The organism is Caballeronia calidae (assembly GCF_900044055.2).
Classification (GTDB): domain Bacteria; phylum Pseudomonadota; class Gammaproteobacteria; order Burkholderiales; family Burkholderiaceae; genus Caballeronia; species Caballeronia calidae.
The window spans coordinates 1-15,258 of the sequence record NZ_FCOX02000103.1; the positions used below are offsets into that span (position 1 = coordinate 1).

Genomic DNA, 15,258 nt, shown 5'->3' on the forward strand with positions numbered 1-15,258 from the left:
GAATTCGTGTTCGCTTTGCCGTGGAATCAGCGTTCGATTTGGTGTGGATTGGGTGTTCGTTTTGCGTGGAATAGGCAGTTGCTCCGATCAATGCTCACCGTGGTGTCGTCCCAGACGGTGCGCACGACCTCGGTAAAGTAGCGGAATGCCGTGGTCGGCAATGGCTTCAGGTGCGGCTTCTCCTCCTGGAACATCGCTTCAACCTGTCGCCGTGCACGGCCATGGATGCGTTTGGCGGCCCAGTTCTCTTCCCAGTGCACCAGGAATTCATTCTGGGCCTCGAGCGACTCGAAGCGCCGGCCGGTGAGCGCGGTGTTCTGCGTATGCTGGATTGCGTTTTCAACAGCACCCTTGCGATTCGGATCGCGTACGCGGGCCGGGTCGGCGACGACGCCGTAATGTTCAAGCATCGCGGCGTAAAGGCGGTTGATCTCCGGTTCATACAGGTCGGGCGTGATCACGCCCTCCCGTAAATTATCGAGGACGACGTAACTCACGCTGCCACCGAAGTACCGAAAGGCTTCTTCGTGAAGCTGTGCCCAGACCTGTTTGCTGGACTTCCAGACTACGCGCCGGAAGCTGCGCCGCGAATACCTCAACGTCATGACGAACAGGCGTGGCCGGCGATAGCGGCCCGTCTTCGGATCGCGGGTCGGCGCGCCTTCGCCGTAATCGACTTGGGCCTCTTCACCGGCGGTGAACTCGAGACGGTCGAACTGTTCCGGATCGACGTGCCGCAGCGCCCGGACGAATCGTTTGACACTCTCGTAGCTGGCTGTAAAGCCATGCTGGTCAACGAGGTCCTGGTAGATCGCCTGGGCGTTGCGCTTCAAACGCACCTGCTGTTCGATCCATTCCCGGTGGGGCTCACTGGCCGAACGGGCGAAGTTGAAGGAACTGACCAGGGTTCCGCTTGGAGCCGGCGGTCGCGGGAGTGGAGGATTTTGCGGCGGGGGAGTTTGCGCGACCACCGGATCGCCGGAGCCGGTGGTCGCGGCGGTGGAGGATTTTGCGCCATCCGCCCGCCGCGCCTCATACAGCGCTTGATAGCGGCGAATCGTCTTGCGATCGATACCCGTGAGCTCGTGGATCCTGTGCTGGCTCACGCCGCGCTCAAGCAGCGTGAATATCGCGCTTTGCAGATGCTGCTTCAAGACATTCACTCCCTGGTCTCCTTCTTCTCTGAAGGAGACGACAATAAATGTCCTGCAGCACCGCTAAGGACCGCTCAGCCGGCGGTCGCTAACTGGGGGATTTTGACCGACCGTCGGGGGCCGCAAGCGCTGCAGTGAAACGCAGAATTTCGCGTTTCTATGCGCGCGGTATGGGCGTCCTACTATCGAGTAATCTGAATGTCGTACTCGACCCGGTGTCCGTGAGACATACTCCGCGTTCAACTTGCGAATCGAATGGCCGATTACTGAGCGGATCCGACGTCTGAACGTCCGATCGACGATGCGTGCGAATGACGCTTCATGGCCGTAGGACTAAACCGCTCGCGCGGTAGGGGGCTACGGTCCGACGCTGGTGGTCAGGGAGAGGCCGGTCACCCGGCTTTATGTTGGCGAATGAGGCAATCCGCCTCGTTCTTCAACAGGAGCCGAATCATGACCTCCTTACCGACAAACGCCAGCCCACTGCGCCAGCGCATGATCGACGACATGCGCATGCGCCAGCTCGCCCCCAAGACGCAGGACACCTATCTGCACATCGTGCGTGAGTTCGCCAGGTTTCTCGGGCGCTCACCTGACACGGCCACCGTCGAGGACCTGCGCAGCTACCAGCTCTATATGGTCGACCACGGCACATCGGCCGTGTCGCTGAACCACGCGATTACCGGCCTGAAGTTCTTCTTCACAGTCACGCTCGACCGCCCCGAGTTGATGGTCAGGATGCAACCGGTGCGCGTGCCCCGCATATTGCCCGTCGTGCTCAGTCCCGATGAAGTGCGGCGACTCATCGAGGCGGCCGGCAACCTGAAACACCAGACCGCGCTGTCGGTCGCGTACGGCGCGGGGCTACGCGCCAGCGAAGTGGTGGCGCTGAAGGTCACCGACGTCGACAGCGAACGCATGACACTACGTATCGAGCAGGGCAAGGGCCGCCGTGACCGCTACGCGATGCTCTCGCCGGTGCTGCTCGAACGTCTGCGTGTGTGGTGGCGCGTGGCCCGTGTGCAGGGCAAGATGCTCGATGGTGGGTGGCTGTTTCCCGGACTCGATCCGCTCGATCAGTTAAGTACGCGACAGTTGAACCGTGCCATTCATGCCGCCGCCGAGGCTGCGAACATCGACAAACGCGTGTCCATGCACACGCTACGCCATAGCTTCGCGACACATCTCCTCGAACAGAAGGTGGATATCCGCGTGATCCAGGTGCTGCTCGGCCATGCAAAGCTCGAGAACACCGCGCTCTACGTCCAGGTGGCCACCGACCTGCTGCACGAAGTTACCAGTCCGCTGGATCGTCTGCCCTCAGAGTAGACCCGCGGGCTGCAACGCCTCATGCTGGAGGTTGCGGACATCTTCCGCAGCCACGGGCCGGCGTGGCGAGCCACGACACACTTGAGCCTGGGGCAGCTGAAGGTCATGTCGGCCATCGAACGGTGCCGCACGGCGGCACTGGGCGGACATGTGCTGCGCTGTTCAGGCTGCACAAGGACCGAGGTGTCCTTCAACTCGTGCCGGGACCGGCATTGCCCGAAGTGCCAGGCCAGCGCCGCACACCGCTGGCTAGAGGCGCGTCAGGCCGATCTGCTACCCGTCGAGTACTTCCACGTCGTCTTCACGCTGCCCGCGCCAATCAGCGCGATCGCCTGGTACAACAAGCGGGTCATCTACGGGCTGCTGTTCGACATCGCCGCCGACACGCTGCGCACGATCGCCGAGGATCCCAGGCATCTCGGCGCCCAGATCGGCGCCACGCTCGTGCTGCACACTTGGGGATCGGCGCTCACGCATCACCCGCATGTGCACGGCATCGTCCCCGGTGGCGGGCTGTCGCCCGACGGTGAGCGCTGGATCGCCTGCCGGCCCGGCTTCTTCCTGCCCGTGCGCGTCCTCTCACGCCTGTTCCGACGCCGCTTCCTCGAGGCACTCCAGTCGGTTCACCACCGTGGCGACCTGCAGTTCTTCGGCGAGTACACCGGGCTCGCCGACCCCGCCACCTTTGCCCGATGGCTTGCGCCCCTACGTACCTGCGAATGGGTGGTCTACGCCAAGCGCCCGTTCGCCGGACCGAAGGCGGTGCTCGAGTACCTCTCACGCTACACGCACCGCGTCGCCATCTCCAACCAGCGCCTGGTCGCCGTCGATGAGCGTGGCGTGACGTTCCGCTGGAAGGACTACCGTGCGAAGGGACGCACCCGCTACAAGACCATGACCCTCGAAACCGGCGAATTCATGCGCCGCTTCCTGCTCCATGTGCTGCCCGGTCGTTTCCATCGGATCCGCCACTTCGGGCTGCTCGCCAACCCGGTGCGCCGCGCCAATCTCGCAAAGGTGCGCGATCTGCTGCACGTCGCACCCGAGATCAGCCCGTCGCCGGACGACGCCATCATCGAAACCCGCCCCGTCTTCATCTGTCGGCACTGCGGCGCACCGATGATCGTCATCGAAATCCTCGCGCGCAGCGCCCCGATCCGCGCGCCGCCAATGCGCCGGGATCCGACATGAACTCCACGGTTCCTCGACCTGCCTGTCGAACGTTGGCCCCGCGGCAACGCGGTCCAAGGATGGAAGCCTGCGCATGTCGCTACGTGAAGCGCTTCGCCCGTCCGCTTTATCATCGCGAATGCACGACTAAACCGCTTCGCTACGGCGTCAGCGTCCCTCCAGCACCCCGCCTGAGCGTGCAGCATCCGGCACCACTGACCATCCCGGTCTATCAATCGCCATAGCCGCGAACCCTCCGATCGCTGTAGGGCACTCCGCGGTTTCCTCCATCGGGCTTATTCGACGCCTGCCGACACGCGCAGCGGCACCGTCACATTCCTGTGATCGATGGCAGGCATCGAATAACCCTTAACGACTGCGGAAGTTCGCAGATTCGTTTGAATCGATCGGAAGTCGCTTCGAGATCGCATCCGGCGCTTCGTCCCGCAAGGCCCACTTGTCCACAGCTTACGTGGATAACTTTGTAGATGACGCGCAGAATCAAGCACTATGTTCTTGATCCGAAACACAGACTGCACTGCGATGCGCCGAGCGCCGCGATGGCGACATGACATCCAGTCGGTCACCACCGTTCGGTGAAGGCTTTCGGGTTCCCGGTGCAGTCGGGCTCGTTGACTCGGAATACAATTCGATCTGTGGGCATTCTTCGGAGGGACCATGCAAGTCGAAAAATGGGGCAACAGCCTTGCCGTCCGTCTACCTGCGAGCGTCGTCGATGCACTCGGGTTGAAGGAAGGCGACGACATTGAAATCTATGTCGGCCATTCGGGCGCCTTCTCTGCCAACAAACAGCCGACAGTGGCTGAACGGATGAAGCGCCTGCGCCAGTACCGCGGACGACTGCCTCCCGACTTTAAGTTTGATCGGGAATGCCTCAGCTAATGGAGGAAATGACCGTTTGGGCGCCGACGCGCTCGTCGCCGATAGCCACGTTGGGAGGCGATACTCCCTTTGAAGTAAGTGGACCGTAGCGAGTAGTGGCCGGTCGTGCTGAGTGCTGCCATCGGGCATCGCCACTATCCGTGGGGGCTGCCTGTGCTCGTGATTCTCTCCGATTCCCAACCAAAGTCGATGTGCGCTAGCAGCGCCTCATCGCCGCGTCGCCGTGGTAGAACGAACGGAATTTGAGACTAACGGCCGCTATCCTCTCGGGGACACAAGCTGGGATATCTCGATGCGGCCCGCGCTGATTGACGTTCAAGCTTCGCCAAGTCCACGCCTGTCGCGCCCATCGTAATTTGGTCCGCCAGTTCGAATGCCGCCCCCTGACTGCGAACGTTTTCATCCGACATTGAGCACCCTTCGACAAAAAGCTCGCGCCACGTCGAATGAATCGTCTGGGCCATAGCCTGCAACGTGTCCCAGGCTTCCGAACGGGTGTAGGAAAACCACCCCGCATCCGCAATCAACGTCTCTGGCGTTGCGATGCGCGTGCCCTGCCGGTTTACAGCCATTGCCTGAATGCCACGCCTGCGCGGATAGGCGACAACGTCATAGGCGGGCGATAACGTCCACGACCCGTCTCGGTATAGCAGACCGTGGTTGCGCGGGTGGTCGTCGTAGTTGCCGACGAGTGCATTGAACGCCATCCGGCGCCACAATTCGCGCTGCTGCTGCGCAGCAGGCTGATTCTCCTCAGCGCACCAGCGCCGCAGTTCGTAAGCCAGCCTGACATACGAGCGCTCGTGATCCTCGGGGGTTTGATCACTTCGCAGCCGTAGCGCTGTCGCCGCGCTTGCAAAAAGCGAGCGCTCCACCCCGCGGTCGACAATCTTTCGGTCGAAGCGCTTCACTAGCACAATCTCGTGCGGCCCTACGCGCTCGTGGCGAACCTCCGCCACATCAAGCCCGCACTTTCTGGCAAGCGTCATTGCCACGAATTCACGCGATGCCAAGAGCGGTGCGCCGCCGCGCTCCTGCAGCTTGGCGATCCACCACTCGGTTCCATGGTCCCCCTCGAGAGACACCGTCACCTTCGCCTTCTCTCCCCCAAGGCCCGTGGTTTTTTCCGGGCCCAGAAGCTCTTGCGCCACGAGGCTGGCGGAGTATCCAGGATCGATTTGTTCCAGTTTGACCTTCAGCATCGCCAAGGTCGGGGGCACAAATTTAATCTTCTGTTCGAGCTGCTCGGGCAGGCACACTTCGAGAGCTCCGACGCCATCACCTGGAGCCAGGTCCATGCGCTCCACCTCATCAAGCGTTTCGTTTTCGTAACTCGCAAGTAGGAGATCGAGGCCGAAGCCTTCCGGCGCCGCGTCGCGCAGCACGCCGAAGAGCCCATTCATATTGGTTGTGATTGCCGGCTTGTGCGAACGCGAAAAAGGCAGATTGATTGGATCGACTGGCAGTCCATTGGCGCGCGCCTTGAAGTCCTCGCTGTACGCAAACCGGCCGCGCCGGCGCGACCATCCGAACGTGCCACACTCCACAGGCGCGTTTTCTCCCGGCAGCCACACCCACACAGGACGTTCCTTCTCAGCCATGAACGCTCCGTACTCGACGCGACAGACCCGTCGGCGACCTCGGTATCACCTTGGTTACGATCGCCATTAACGTTCTAAACAGATGTTCAACGCATTGTGGGTCGGTTTCGGTTGGCGCGAATGCAATGCCTATCGCTCCGCAAAACCACACGCGCTCCGCGCGACCTCGGCAATGCGCCCTTCGATCAAATCTTGAAGAGGTGTAGCGTCGCCGAGAAACGTACTTCGCGTCGTGAAGAATTGCCATTTGCTCCAGCCAGCAACGCTTCCCAAGAGCTTCGACACCTTAGCGAGCGCTTTCGAGTCGATGTTCCCGCACAGGTAAAAGTGCGGGAAGTACGTGGTGACCCCAATGCCGACGCCGAAGATCCTGCCGGCGTTGACCGCTCTCACGAATGCTGTCTTCGAAATGTTCAAACCGGTCCTCAGCGCTTCCTCATTGATGAGGGCACCAGTCTCTATCAGCCGCCGTCGGTCGCGACCTTGAGCCCCTAAAGGCATTAATGTAATCCTCAAACCCGAGCTCGCGCCCCTGTCCGGATCGGCATTGCGGATTTCTAGACGTTCCTGGAGAGCGACTTCCACGATGCAGACCTTAACTACCTGCCCAAGCAGTTCGTCGGGGATGGCCAAAATCTTCGCAGCCAGCGCAGGAGCGAGAGCCGCGCCGAGCGCACCGCTGACTCGCTGCAGCTCTTCAAGGACTTCGTCGGCAGCGTCTTCTGGTCTGGCCGTACGTCGTTGGATCATCGACGAGTCCTTCGAGCAACGAGCTTCTGGTCAAGTGGGACTCAACATCGTCCAATCCAAGTGAAGACGGCAGCCCATGCGATGAACGCAACGCGGTTTTGACAAGCAAATCGGTCACGTTGTACCTCAACTCCAGTTAAACGTCGATTACCAGCGCCGGATCGAATGCGGGGTTCTCCCAGAGAAGATCAGCCGGTCCCCTCGCGGCCAGCCGATTAAGCGCATAGCCGCGCGGATTCGCAATCACCCGCGCTTCGCCGACCCGGTAGTCAAAGGAATCGTGCACGTGACCGTGAATCCACACATCGGCTGCTCCCAGCAACGGGCCTAAATCGCTCACGAACGCCGCGTTTGCCGGGTCGGCGCCGTACCGTGGATGGACAGACGATGGCGACACGCCGTGGTGGGTCACCACCACTGTTTTCCCATCAGACGGTGTCGCGAGCTGCTCTCGCAGCCAACTCACGGCCTTCTCATGCTCCGCGAGCGCGTGTTCCGGTCGAAACCTTTCGCCGTCACTCATGATGATGAGACGGTGGTCATGTAATTGACGGCGGGCCACCCGCATACTCTGATCACGCGCACCGTTGAGTGCGTAGTCAGTCCACAAGCAGCAGCCAAGAAATCTCACATCGCCCAGCATGAAAGCCGCTCGCTCAAGGTAGCGAACCGCGGTCCCTGTCGCGCGCGTTCGAATACGGTCAGCCAACTCGTCGTACTTGGTCCTATAAGCTTCATGGTTGCCATGCACATAGACGACCGGCGTCGGCCATTTCGCGAAGTAGTCGACCGCGTCTGTGCCGTTCGCGATGTCGCCAGCAAGCACGAGCACATCGGCATCGGTCGGCGCGACCAACGTCAGGCCGGGAAAGCGCTGATGAACAACTTCGAGATGCAGGTCAGAGGCGATCTGAATACGCACTGCGCTGTTCCTTTGCCTTAGGTCTCAGGCCGGCCACCCTTCGGCCTGACAGCAGTCACACGCCTTCGACGCTGGCGATGTGCTATAGGTTCGCTCACTGCTCCGATATCAGACACACACTCCGAAGAGCGCGCTCCACAGGATGCGTTCAACTCGTTTTGCACCTACTTCCGTCATTGCAGCCTCAAGTGGCGTGCTGCCGCTCAGAAGTGGGTGCGCTGATCTCAAGAATCGGTCGGCCATCGCCGGGGACTCGAAGACTTCGCCAGCGAGCGCGGTGATACGTTCAGGACCGGGCAAGTCCTTCAGGGCGTCAATCAATGCCCGTTGCTGATTCACCCGCCGTGCTAGCCGCCTACCGCTCGCAAAAAACTGCTCTTCCGTGAGTTCGGTCATCTCTATCCTCGCTTTTCTCACAGGCGGGAGAGGTTCGCACCGTCGACGTAGGCAGCAACGCCGTGGGCGCAAGCTGCAGTGACCCACGGCGGTGCGGCCAACCCTGCGGTCTTCGCGCCGCGGGAGATTTGTCGAGCGCAGGGTCCACATGCGCGGCGCGGCTTCTCTCCTCTGCGCTGCTAACGCCGCGGACGGTCACGGCCAAACTGCAGTTCTTGAACAAACTCGGGCCCCGGACTGAAACGCTCAATGGTGCGATACGGAGGCTTCAGTCCACCACTTGTCGTGCTGGACCAATATCCGGCTTCCGCCTTGGGGTCGTCCCGCTTTCGCCATAGTCCCGTGACCGGGCGAAGGCGCAAGAGATCTTCGTACACAAACACCCGGAGTTGATCGGCCCCGCACAGCGCTGCAAGGTACGGCAAGATCTCTGCGTAGCAGACCCAGCCCTCCGGCAGATTCTCGGTCCACTCCGACAAGCGCCGCGGAGCAAGAGCCAGGTAGATCGGCCGCTCGCTGGTCCAACCGAAGCATTGCCACGCTAACAAAGGGTGTGCCAGGGCACGCCTGACAGGATCGCTTTCTGCCCAAGACGCATCCGTCACCAACATTTGGCCTCCTCCCTCAGAATAGCCGCTCGGGCCGACCGTCACCGGTTCGAGTGTTGCCCTTGTATCGAAGAGACGGTCAACACAATATGTTGACAGTCAACACGGTCAATACTACCAGAACGTTGCTGCGAACTTATTGTCTTCAACCGGTCCGGGGGTTTTCCAGTACGACGCGGGTTGCGGCGAAGAAAAAATCCACCATTTTCGCAACCCGACCTTGCCAGTCAACAAGTTGTGTTGTCATCCAACACGCTGTGTTGTTACATAATTTCCCTAGGCCGGCGAGCATATCTGTTGACCAACAACACGATATGTCGACCGTGGCGTCACCCGAAGAAAAGAGCATGGCTGAGCAGATCGGCCGCACACTCGCACGCGTTCGCACGGATTGCGGCTATACGCAGGAACAGGTGGCGGTGTGGCTGGGCGTCAACGTCGAGAGCATCAGCCGCTTTGAGCGAGGCGCAGTGCTGCCGACTCTGCCGCGACTGATCGAATTGGCCAAAATCTACGCGGTGCCCGTTAGCCATCTGCTGCGCCATGGCTCGTCGCGGGCACACGATGTCGCCGAAGAACTGGCCGAGACCCTCAGTCACCTCACCGACAGCGACCGCATCTGGGTTCGCCAGTGGTTGAGCGAATTATGCGAGCGGCTGCGACATCGCCCAACCAGCGGGCGCGGCGCAAAGAAGGCCGCGCGCTAGCGCGTCGGCCGACAGACCTTGAGTGGCCCCACGCCGATGGGCGACACACCGCCGTTAGGACATCGTGCCGTGGACCGGCCACATGCATCGTAGCGCCAGCGCGGTGGACAACCTTCCCACTCCGGCTCGCCCTGACTGTCTAGCGCCCGTTTTCCGGTGATAAGCGCGTTTATCACCGGCAGCGTCTTCATTCCCGTGCGAAAACGGCTTCCCTAACGTTCGGGCTGTGCGTGCACTAAACTTGATATTCCCTCGCACGCCTTGCCGGGCCCCCGTTCCCGGGCACCTGCGCCTTTTCCTTCGCCGATCATGGCTCGCCCCGCCGCCGTCACCCCCGAGCAGATCCGCACCACCGTGCTCGCAATGCTCGCCGAGGCGGGCGACGACGGCGCCACCGCGTTCACCGGGTCCACCGCATCCACGGCGTCGGTCACGCACGAACGCTTTCGCCGCGCCGTCTCGGTGCGCCGCCTGCGCGCGCGCCTGGGCGCCGGCGACCCTGCGGTGCTGTCGCGGGCGCTGAATGCGATCGAAGCGGAACTGGTGCAGGCCGGGCTCACGCAGCTCGCGCTGCCTGGCCTGCCGGAGGCCATCGCGGAGCAGATGCGCGCGCTGTGGCAGGCCGCCGTGAGTGTGCAACTGGATGACGTGATGCGCCTCAAGACCGAGGCGCGCGATGCAATGGACACCGCGCAGACTGCCCGCCACGACGCGGACCTTCGGGTCGAGATGCTGCGGGTCGAACTGGCCGAACTGCGCGCGCAGCTGTCGGCGCGTGACGCGGAACTGGCGACCGCACGCGCGGAGTGCCGGGCCGCCACCGCCACGCTCGCCGAACGCGAGCAGGCGGCCGGCGCACTGAACGCGTCGGCGAACACGGCCGCCCGTGCGCTCGAAGAGGCGCGCGCCGACCATGCGACGGCGCTTGCGGCCGTCCACGCCCGCTACGAGGGACTGTCGAAACGGCTGCTGCAAGAAACGGAGCACCAACGTCATGCGCTCGCCAGCGAGCGCGACCGCCTCGGCGCGCAACTCACCGACGCGGCGACACGGATCAGCGCGCTCGAGGGCCTGCGCGAGCGCCTGCTCGACGAACTCGCCACCGAGCGCGACGCGCACCGGCAGGCCGCGGCGGAGGCGGCGGCGCTCACCACCGTCGTCACCGAGCAGCGCCATGCGTTGCAGGCCCTCGAAACGGTGCAGGCGGCGCAGACGCGGCAGGCGCGCCCAGTGCAGCGGACCCGGCCCGCCGCCCAGTCGATGCCGTCCGTCAAACCAGTCAAACCGATTCGCGCGCCCCGCCCTGCGACCGTTCCAGGCAGCATGAGAGACCCGGCTGCGGCAACGACCAGGGCTCCCCCGTCCGCGATCACAGATCCCGCGCCCGCGACCACGGCTTCCCCGCGCCCTCGCTCGCGGACGCGCCGGCGCAACACGACGTGACAGGCGCACCATGAAACGCGCCATGAATTCCAGCATGACGCCCGCCACGAATCCTGCCGCGAATCCTGCTGACTGGATCGACACCGGCGCCCTGCCCGCGCAACGGCTGCCCGACACCGTCGACGCCGCGCTCGCCTATCTCGGCGAGGCGCTCGGCCACCCGGTCTATCGGCGCTGGACGCTCGCGCACTTGAAACGTGCCGCGCCGTCGCTTGCCGAGGCGAAGCGCGCGCACCCCGCGGTGTTCGCGCTGCTGCTCGACCACGCGGCGGCGGTCGAATACTGGGACCACGGCCGCCTCCACCTCGCGGCGGACGACACCGCGCCGGCGGCCGACAGGGTGCTCGCCCGCGTGCTGCACGCGCACCGGCGCCGCTTCCGTTGCCTGCCGGACACCGCCGCTGACATCGGGGCCGGCCGTCATCGCCGCACCGACGCGACTTCATTTGAGGGCGCGCGCGGGCCACGTGGGTCAAGCGGACCGGACACGCCGGGCCGATCGGACGAGACGGAAGAAACCGGCCTAACGAACGGCACGGACGAAACGGACCCCGTTGAGCGACCCGAGGAGGCCGACACGGTCGCGGTGAATACGCTCGCGCTGGTGGCTTTGGCCGGTTCCAACACCAGCGATCCGGCGAGCCTGCGCACGTGGCTGGCGCGCGCCGGGCGCTTCATGAACGCATCGGCCACCAATTCGCTCGGCGCCGCTGACGACGCGCAGGCGCTGGCGCTGTTTCTGCGCGACCGCGCGCATCGATCGCCGCATACGCTGCGCGCGTACCGGACTGACCTGCGGCGTCTCATCGACTGGTGTCAAAGCCACCGGCGCGGGCCGCTCTCCGACCTGACACGCGACGACCTGCTCGCCTTCCGGCGCTCGCTTGATCGGACGGCCGACGCCCGGGGGCCGGCACCCATCGCCCCCGCCCACGCCCGCAGCCCATCAGCCACACACGCGGCCACCCACCGGGCCACTCTCCCGGCCACCCGCCCGGCCGGCAGCGACGCGAGTCGCCAGCGCACCCTCGCGGTCCTCTCGAGCCTGTACCGTTACTGGCAGAAGACCGGCTACCTGGTGATTAACCCGGCGGTGGAACTGTCGGCGGGCGCCCCCGCGCGCATGGCGTGGACGCCGGTGCGGATCCTGCCGACTCGGTTGCTCGAGCTCTGCGACGCCGTCATGGCGGGCGACCGGCCGCCGGTGATCTCCCCCTTGGTCTGGGCGCGGCGCCGTGCGGTGTGGTCGCTGTACCGCTTTGCCGGCGTGCGCCTGGCCGAACTCGAGTGGTCCGCCGAACGCGGGCTGCCGCGCCTCAGCGTGGATCCCGCAGTCGCCCCCGCGGTCGACACCACCGTCAAGGGCGCAGCCAGCACCCGAGTCAGCCCGGCAAACGGTGCGTCCGCACGGTCAGACAACGTCGCCCGCGCCTGGACGCTGCAGGTGCACGGCAAAGGCAATAAGGTCCGGGCGATTCCGCTGCCGTCGCGCTGCGCGCCGGTGTTGCGCGCGTATCGGCTGGCGCGTGGCCTGCCCGCCGAGCCGGCGCCGTTCGAATCGGTGCCGCTGATTCACAGCGAAAAGCGCGACGCGCTCGGCCACAGCGGTCTGTACGACGAGGTCAAGGCGGTGCTGCTCGCCGCCGAACAGCTCGTGCCGCCCGACGACACTGCGACCCGCGCGCTGCTGCACGCAGCCTCCACCCACTGGCTGAGACACGGCTATGCCCGCACGCTGGTGGTCGATCACGCGGTGCCGTTGCCGGTCGCGCAGACGCTACTCGGCCACGCGTCGGTGCAGACCACCGCCGCCTATGCGCGCACCGACCTCACGCAATTGAGGGCGTTTGTGGAGGGGAGTTTTGCGGAGACCAGTCGAAACTGATCTCTCGATCGCGGACGTCGCCAAAGGTTGCTATGGGCGACAGCCGTCGTAGACTAGGCTCGGCAATAGCCGGGAGAGCACCGACGAAACGACAGCTGATCAAAAAGCGGAGGAGCGATGGAAACGCCAGACAGTGACAGCTATGAGTGTTTCAGCTGCAACCGAATCTTTCGGGGGCGGGTCTTCGAAATAGCGCGAGAGTGGAACAGAACGCATTTCTCTGACGGAATTCCCGAAGTCGAGATTCGCGATAGTTGGGTACTCGAGTGCTTTTGCTCGCAGGACTGTCTGAATCGTTGCCGTGAAGAAGTAATGGCACGTGAGGGAGTTCCTATCCATCGACCCGACATAGGCCCAATCGAGCCATGCGCGAAGTGCGGACGTCCGATCGACATGACTCAGTTTCACCTTACCTACGTAGTAAGCGGCTCGCGACGGCCATTCTCGACGACTGAGCGAACCGGTTGGTAGTTTAGTTCCCGCTAAATAATTTGGTGGGAGCTAAAGTGGACGAGACATTGAATCGGATCGCGAAGGGCAAGCGACCAAACTTTCGGGTGGAAACCAAGCGGCACTTGGTCGAGCAGACCTTCGAAGCAGGAGCTTCGGTTTCGCTGGTTGCACGCCGTAATGACGTCAACACCAATTTGTTGTTCCGGTGGCGGCGTCAGTATCTGCAAGGCGTGTTCGGCGCGCCATGTCCAGATCATGTGGCGGCGGCCTCGAAACCTGATACCAGCTCGACGGTACTTCTTCCAGTGAGCGTGGTCGCGGAGCCTTCGGAGGCAACGCCCATGACCGACGATACCAACTCGCCGCCCGATAACATCTGCGAGATCGAATTTGATCGTGCACGCGTTCGAATCTCCGGTGAGGTCTCGCCGGCGTTGCTGCGGCTGCTCATTCGGGAGCTTGCCCGATGATCGGCCTGCCGGGGGGCACGCGAGTCTGGCTCGTTGCCGGCATCACCGACATGCGTTGCGGCTTCCAAGGGCTGTCGGCGAAGGTGCAGACAGCGCTCAATGAGAATCCACTGGACGGTAACGTCTTCATCTTCCGCGGGCGCCGCGGCGATCTCGTGAAGGTGCTTTGGGCTACTGAGGACGGACTCTGGCTTCTCGCGAGACGGTTGGAGCGAGGGCGTTTCATCTGGCCACAGGCCGATGGCGGCAAGATCCATCTGACGAGTGCACAGTTGTCGATGTTGCTCGAGGGTATCGACTGGCGACAGCCACGACGCACCGCCGCACTCTCGATGTTGTAAACCGCGAGGAAGGCTCGTAAACTGCGACGCATGTCCGATCAAGCGCCGCTTCCCGATAACGTCGCCGAGCTTCGTGCCATGGTGCTCGCGCAACAGGCATCGCTGCTTGAGCACCAGGCATCGATTGCGAAGATGGTGGAGGAACTCGCCGCGCGAGATGACGAGATCGAGCGCCTGAAGGCGCAGATCGACAAGCTCAGGCGGATGCACTTCGGGCGCAAGTCCGAGCAACTCGCGAAGCAGATCGACAAGCTCGAGGCGCAGCTGGAGGACCTGACGGCCGGCCGGGGTGCTGCCGAGGCGCGTAACCAGCGCGACAGGACACCGAATGCGCCGGCCGGCAAATCGCCTTCGCGAGAGCCGCTCCCGCCGCACCTGCCGCGCGAGGAGATGGTACTCGAGCCTGATCCGCTCTGCCCCAGGTGCGCGACGACCATGCGGCGGCTGGGCGAGGACGTCTCCGAACAGCTCGCGCGCGTAGCCGCCGCATTCAAGGTGATCCGCACGATCCGGCGCAAATTGCTTTGCCCCGGCTGTGGCCATATCGAACAACTGCCGATGCCGGGCCTGCCGATCGAGCGCAGCATCGCGCATCCAAGCCTGCTGGCCGATATCGCGGTATCAAAGTTCGCGGATCACCAACCCCTGTATCGCCAGTCGGAGATCGCGGCCCGCGACGGCGTGACACTTGATCGCGCCAGCATGGGCCGCTGGGTCGGCCAGATCGTTGAACTCTGCATGGTGCTGGTCGAGGCGATCCAGCGCTACGTGCTGGCTGCCGGCAAGCTCCATGGCGACGACACGACGGTTCCCGTCCTCACACCGGGCAACCAGAAGACGACAACCGGCCGATTCTGGGTCTATGTGCGCGACGATCGACGCTCGGGCTCGGCGGAACCTGCGGCAGTCTGGTTCACTTACTCGTCGGACCGCAAGGGTGTTCATCCGCAAACGCATCTCGCCAACTTCAAGGGAATCCTGCAGGCGGATGCCTACGCCGGCTTCGATCAGCTGTACGCAAGCGGCGACGTCTTCGAAGCGGCATGCTGGGATCAGTATCCCGGGATTATTTTTATCTGGGGATAAACGGTTATGGCCCTTGTTTGTGCGTAGATTCGCTCGAATG

The 15,258-nt window shown here is 63.4% G+C and carries 12 protein-coding genes and 2 pseudogenes; 9 read left to right on the plus strand and 5 right to left on the minus strand.

What is annotated here, in order from left to right; translation table 11 throughout:
• Positions 1 to 35: 35 nt before the first annotated feature.
• Positions 36 to 1,163: pseudogene (gene istA / locus AWB78_RS38715) on the minus strand (IS21 family transposase); the annotation flags it as partial.
• A gap of 444 nt (positions 1,164 to 1,607) precedes the next feature.
• On the opposite strand from istA, the gene AWB78_RS38720 reads away from it, so the two are divergent.
• From AWB78_RS38720 to AWB78_RS38730, 3 genes are all read left to right on the plus strand, one after another.
• On the plus strand, positions 1,608 to 2,483 hold the full coding sequence (locus AWB78_RS38720; protein ID WP_062612046.1) for a tyrosine-type recombinase/integrase: 876 nt from the start codon (positions 1,608 to 1,610) through the stop codon (positions 2,481 to 2,483).
• A 9-nt stretch (positions 2,484 to 2,492) separates the two neighbouring features.
• On the plus strand, positions 2,493 to 3,674 hold the full coding sequence (locus AWB78_RS38725) for an IS91 family transposase (RefSeq protein WP_232478052.1): 1,182 nt from the start codon (positions 2,493 to 2,495) through the stop codon (positions 3,672 to 3,674).
• 657 nt (positions 3,675 to 4,331) lie between these two features.
• Positions 4,332 to 4,556, plus strand: coding sequence for an AbrB/MazE/SpoVT family DNA-binding domain-containing protein (locus tag AWB78_RS38730; RefSeq protein ID WP_062612052.1), 225 nt, complete (start codon positions 4,332 to 4,334; stop codon positions 4,554 to 4,556).
• Positions 4,557 to 4,804: 248 nt separating this feature from the next.
• Here AWB78_RS38730 and AWB78_RS38735 read toward each other — a convergent pair whose 3' ends face one another.
• From AWB78_RS38735 to AWB78_RS38750, 4 genes are all read right to left on the minus strand, one after another.
• Positions 4,805 to 6,157 carry a type II toxin-antitoxin system HipA family toxin gene (locus tag AWB78_RS38735; protein WP_062612054.1) on the minus strand — a complete coding sequence of 451 codons (1,353 nt, stop codon included), beginning with the start codon at positions 6,155 to 6,157 and terminating at the stop codon, positions 4,805 to 4,807.
• Positions 6,158 to 6,286: 129 nt separating this feature from the next.
• On the minus strand, positions 6,287 to 6,907 hold the full coding sequence (locus AWB78_RS38740; protein WP_062612056.1) for a hypothetical protein: 621 nt from the start codon (positions 6,905 to 6,907) through the stop codon (positions 6,287 to 6,289).
• A gap of 136 nt (positions 6,908 to 7,043) precedes the next feature.
• Positions 7,044 to 7,829 (minus strand): metallophosphoesterase, encoded by a 786-nt coding sequence (locus tag AWB78_RS38745; protein WP_062612058.1) that lies wholly within the window; start codon positions 7,827 to 7,829, stop codon positions 7,044 to 7,046.
• A 108-nt stretch (positions 7,830 to 7,937) separates the two neighbouring features.
• Positions 7,938 to 8,225, minus strand: coding sequence for an MbcA/ParS/Xre antitoxin family protein (locus AWB78_RS38750; protein ID WP_062612060.1), 288 nt, complete (start codon positions 8,223 to 8,225; stop codon positions 7,938 to 7,940).
• A gap of 955 nt (positions 8,226 to 9,180) precedes the next feature.
• On the opposite strand from AWB78_RS38750, the gene AWB78_RS47100 reads away from it, so the two are divergent.
• The 6 genes and pseudogenes from AWB78_RS47100 to tnpC form a co-directional block, all read left to right on the plus strand.
• On the plus strand, positions 9,181 to 9,540 hold the full coding sequence (locus AWB78_RS47100; protein WP_157697777.1) for a helix-turn-helix domain-containing protein: 360 nt from the start codon (positions 9,181 to 9,183) through the stop codon (positions 9,538 to 9,540).
• Positions 9,541 to 9,849: 309 nt separating this feature from the next.
• Positions 9,850 to 10,983, plus strand: a complete 1,134-nt coding sequence (locus tag AWB78_RS38765; RefSeq protein ID WP_074173656.1) for a DNA-binding protein — start codon at positions 9,850 to 9,852, stop codon at positions 10,981 to 10,983.
• 22 nt (positions 10,984 to 11,005) lie between these two features.
• Positions 11,006 to 12,868, plus strand: a complete 1,863-nt coding sequence (locus AWB78_RS48815) for a tyrosine-type recombinase/integrase (RefSeq protein WP_063959094.1) — start codon at positions 11,006 to 11,008, stop codon at positions 12,866 to 12,868.
• Positions 12,869 to 13,374: 506 nt separating this feature from the next.
• Entirely contained in the window at positions 13,375 to 13,791 is a 417-nt protein-coding gene (gene tnpA, locus AWB78_RS49455) for an IS66-like element accessory protein TnpA (protein ID WP_063959096.1), read from the plus strand.
• Entirely contained in the window at positions 13,788 to 14,132 is a 345-nt protein-coding gene (gene tnpB, locus AWB78_RS38780) for an IS66 family insertion sequence element accessory protein TnpB (protein ID WP_062612067.1), read from the plus strand. The genes tnpA and tnpB overlap by 4 nt, the downstream gene beginning before the upstream one ends.
• Positions 14,133 to 14,162: 30 nt before the next feature.
• Positions 14,163 to 15,185: pseudogene (gene tnpC / locus AWB78_RS38785) on the plus strand (IS66 family transposase); the annotation flags it as partial.
• Positions 15,186 to 15,258: the final 73 nt, after the last annotated feature.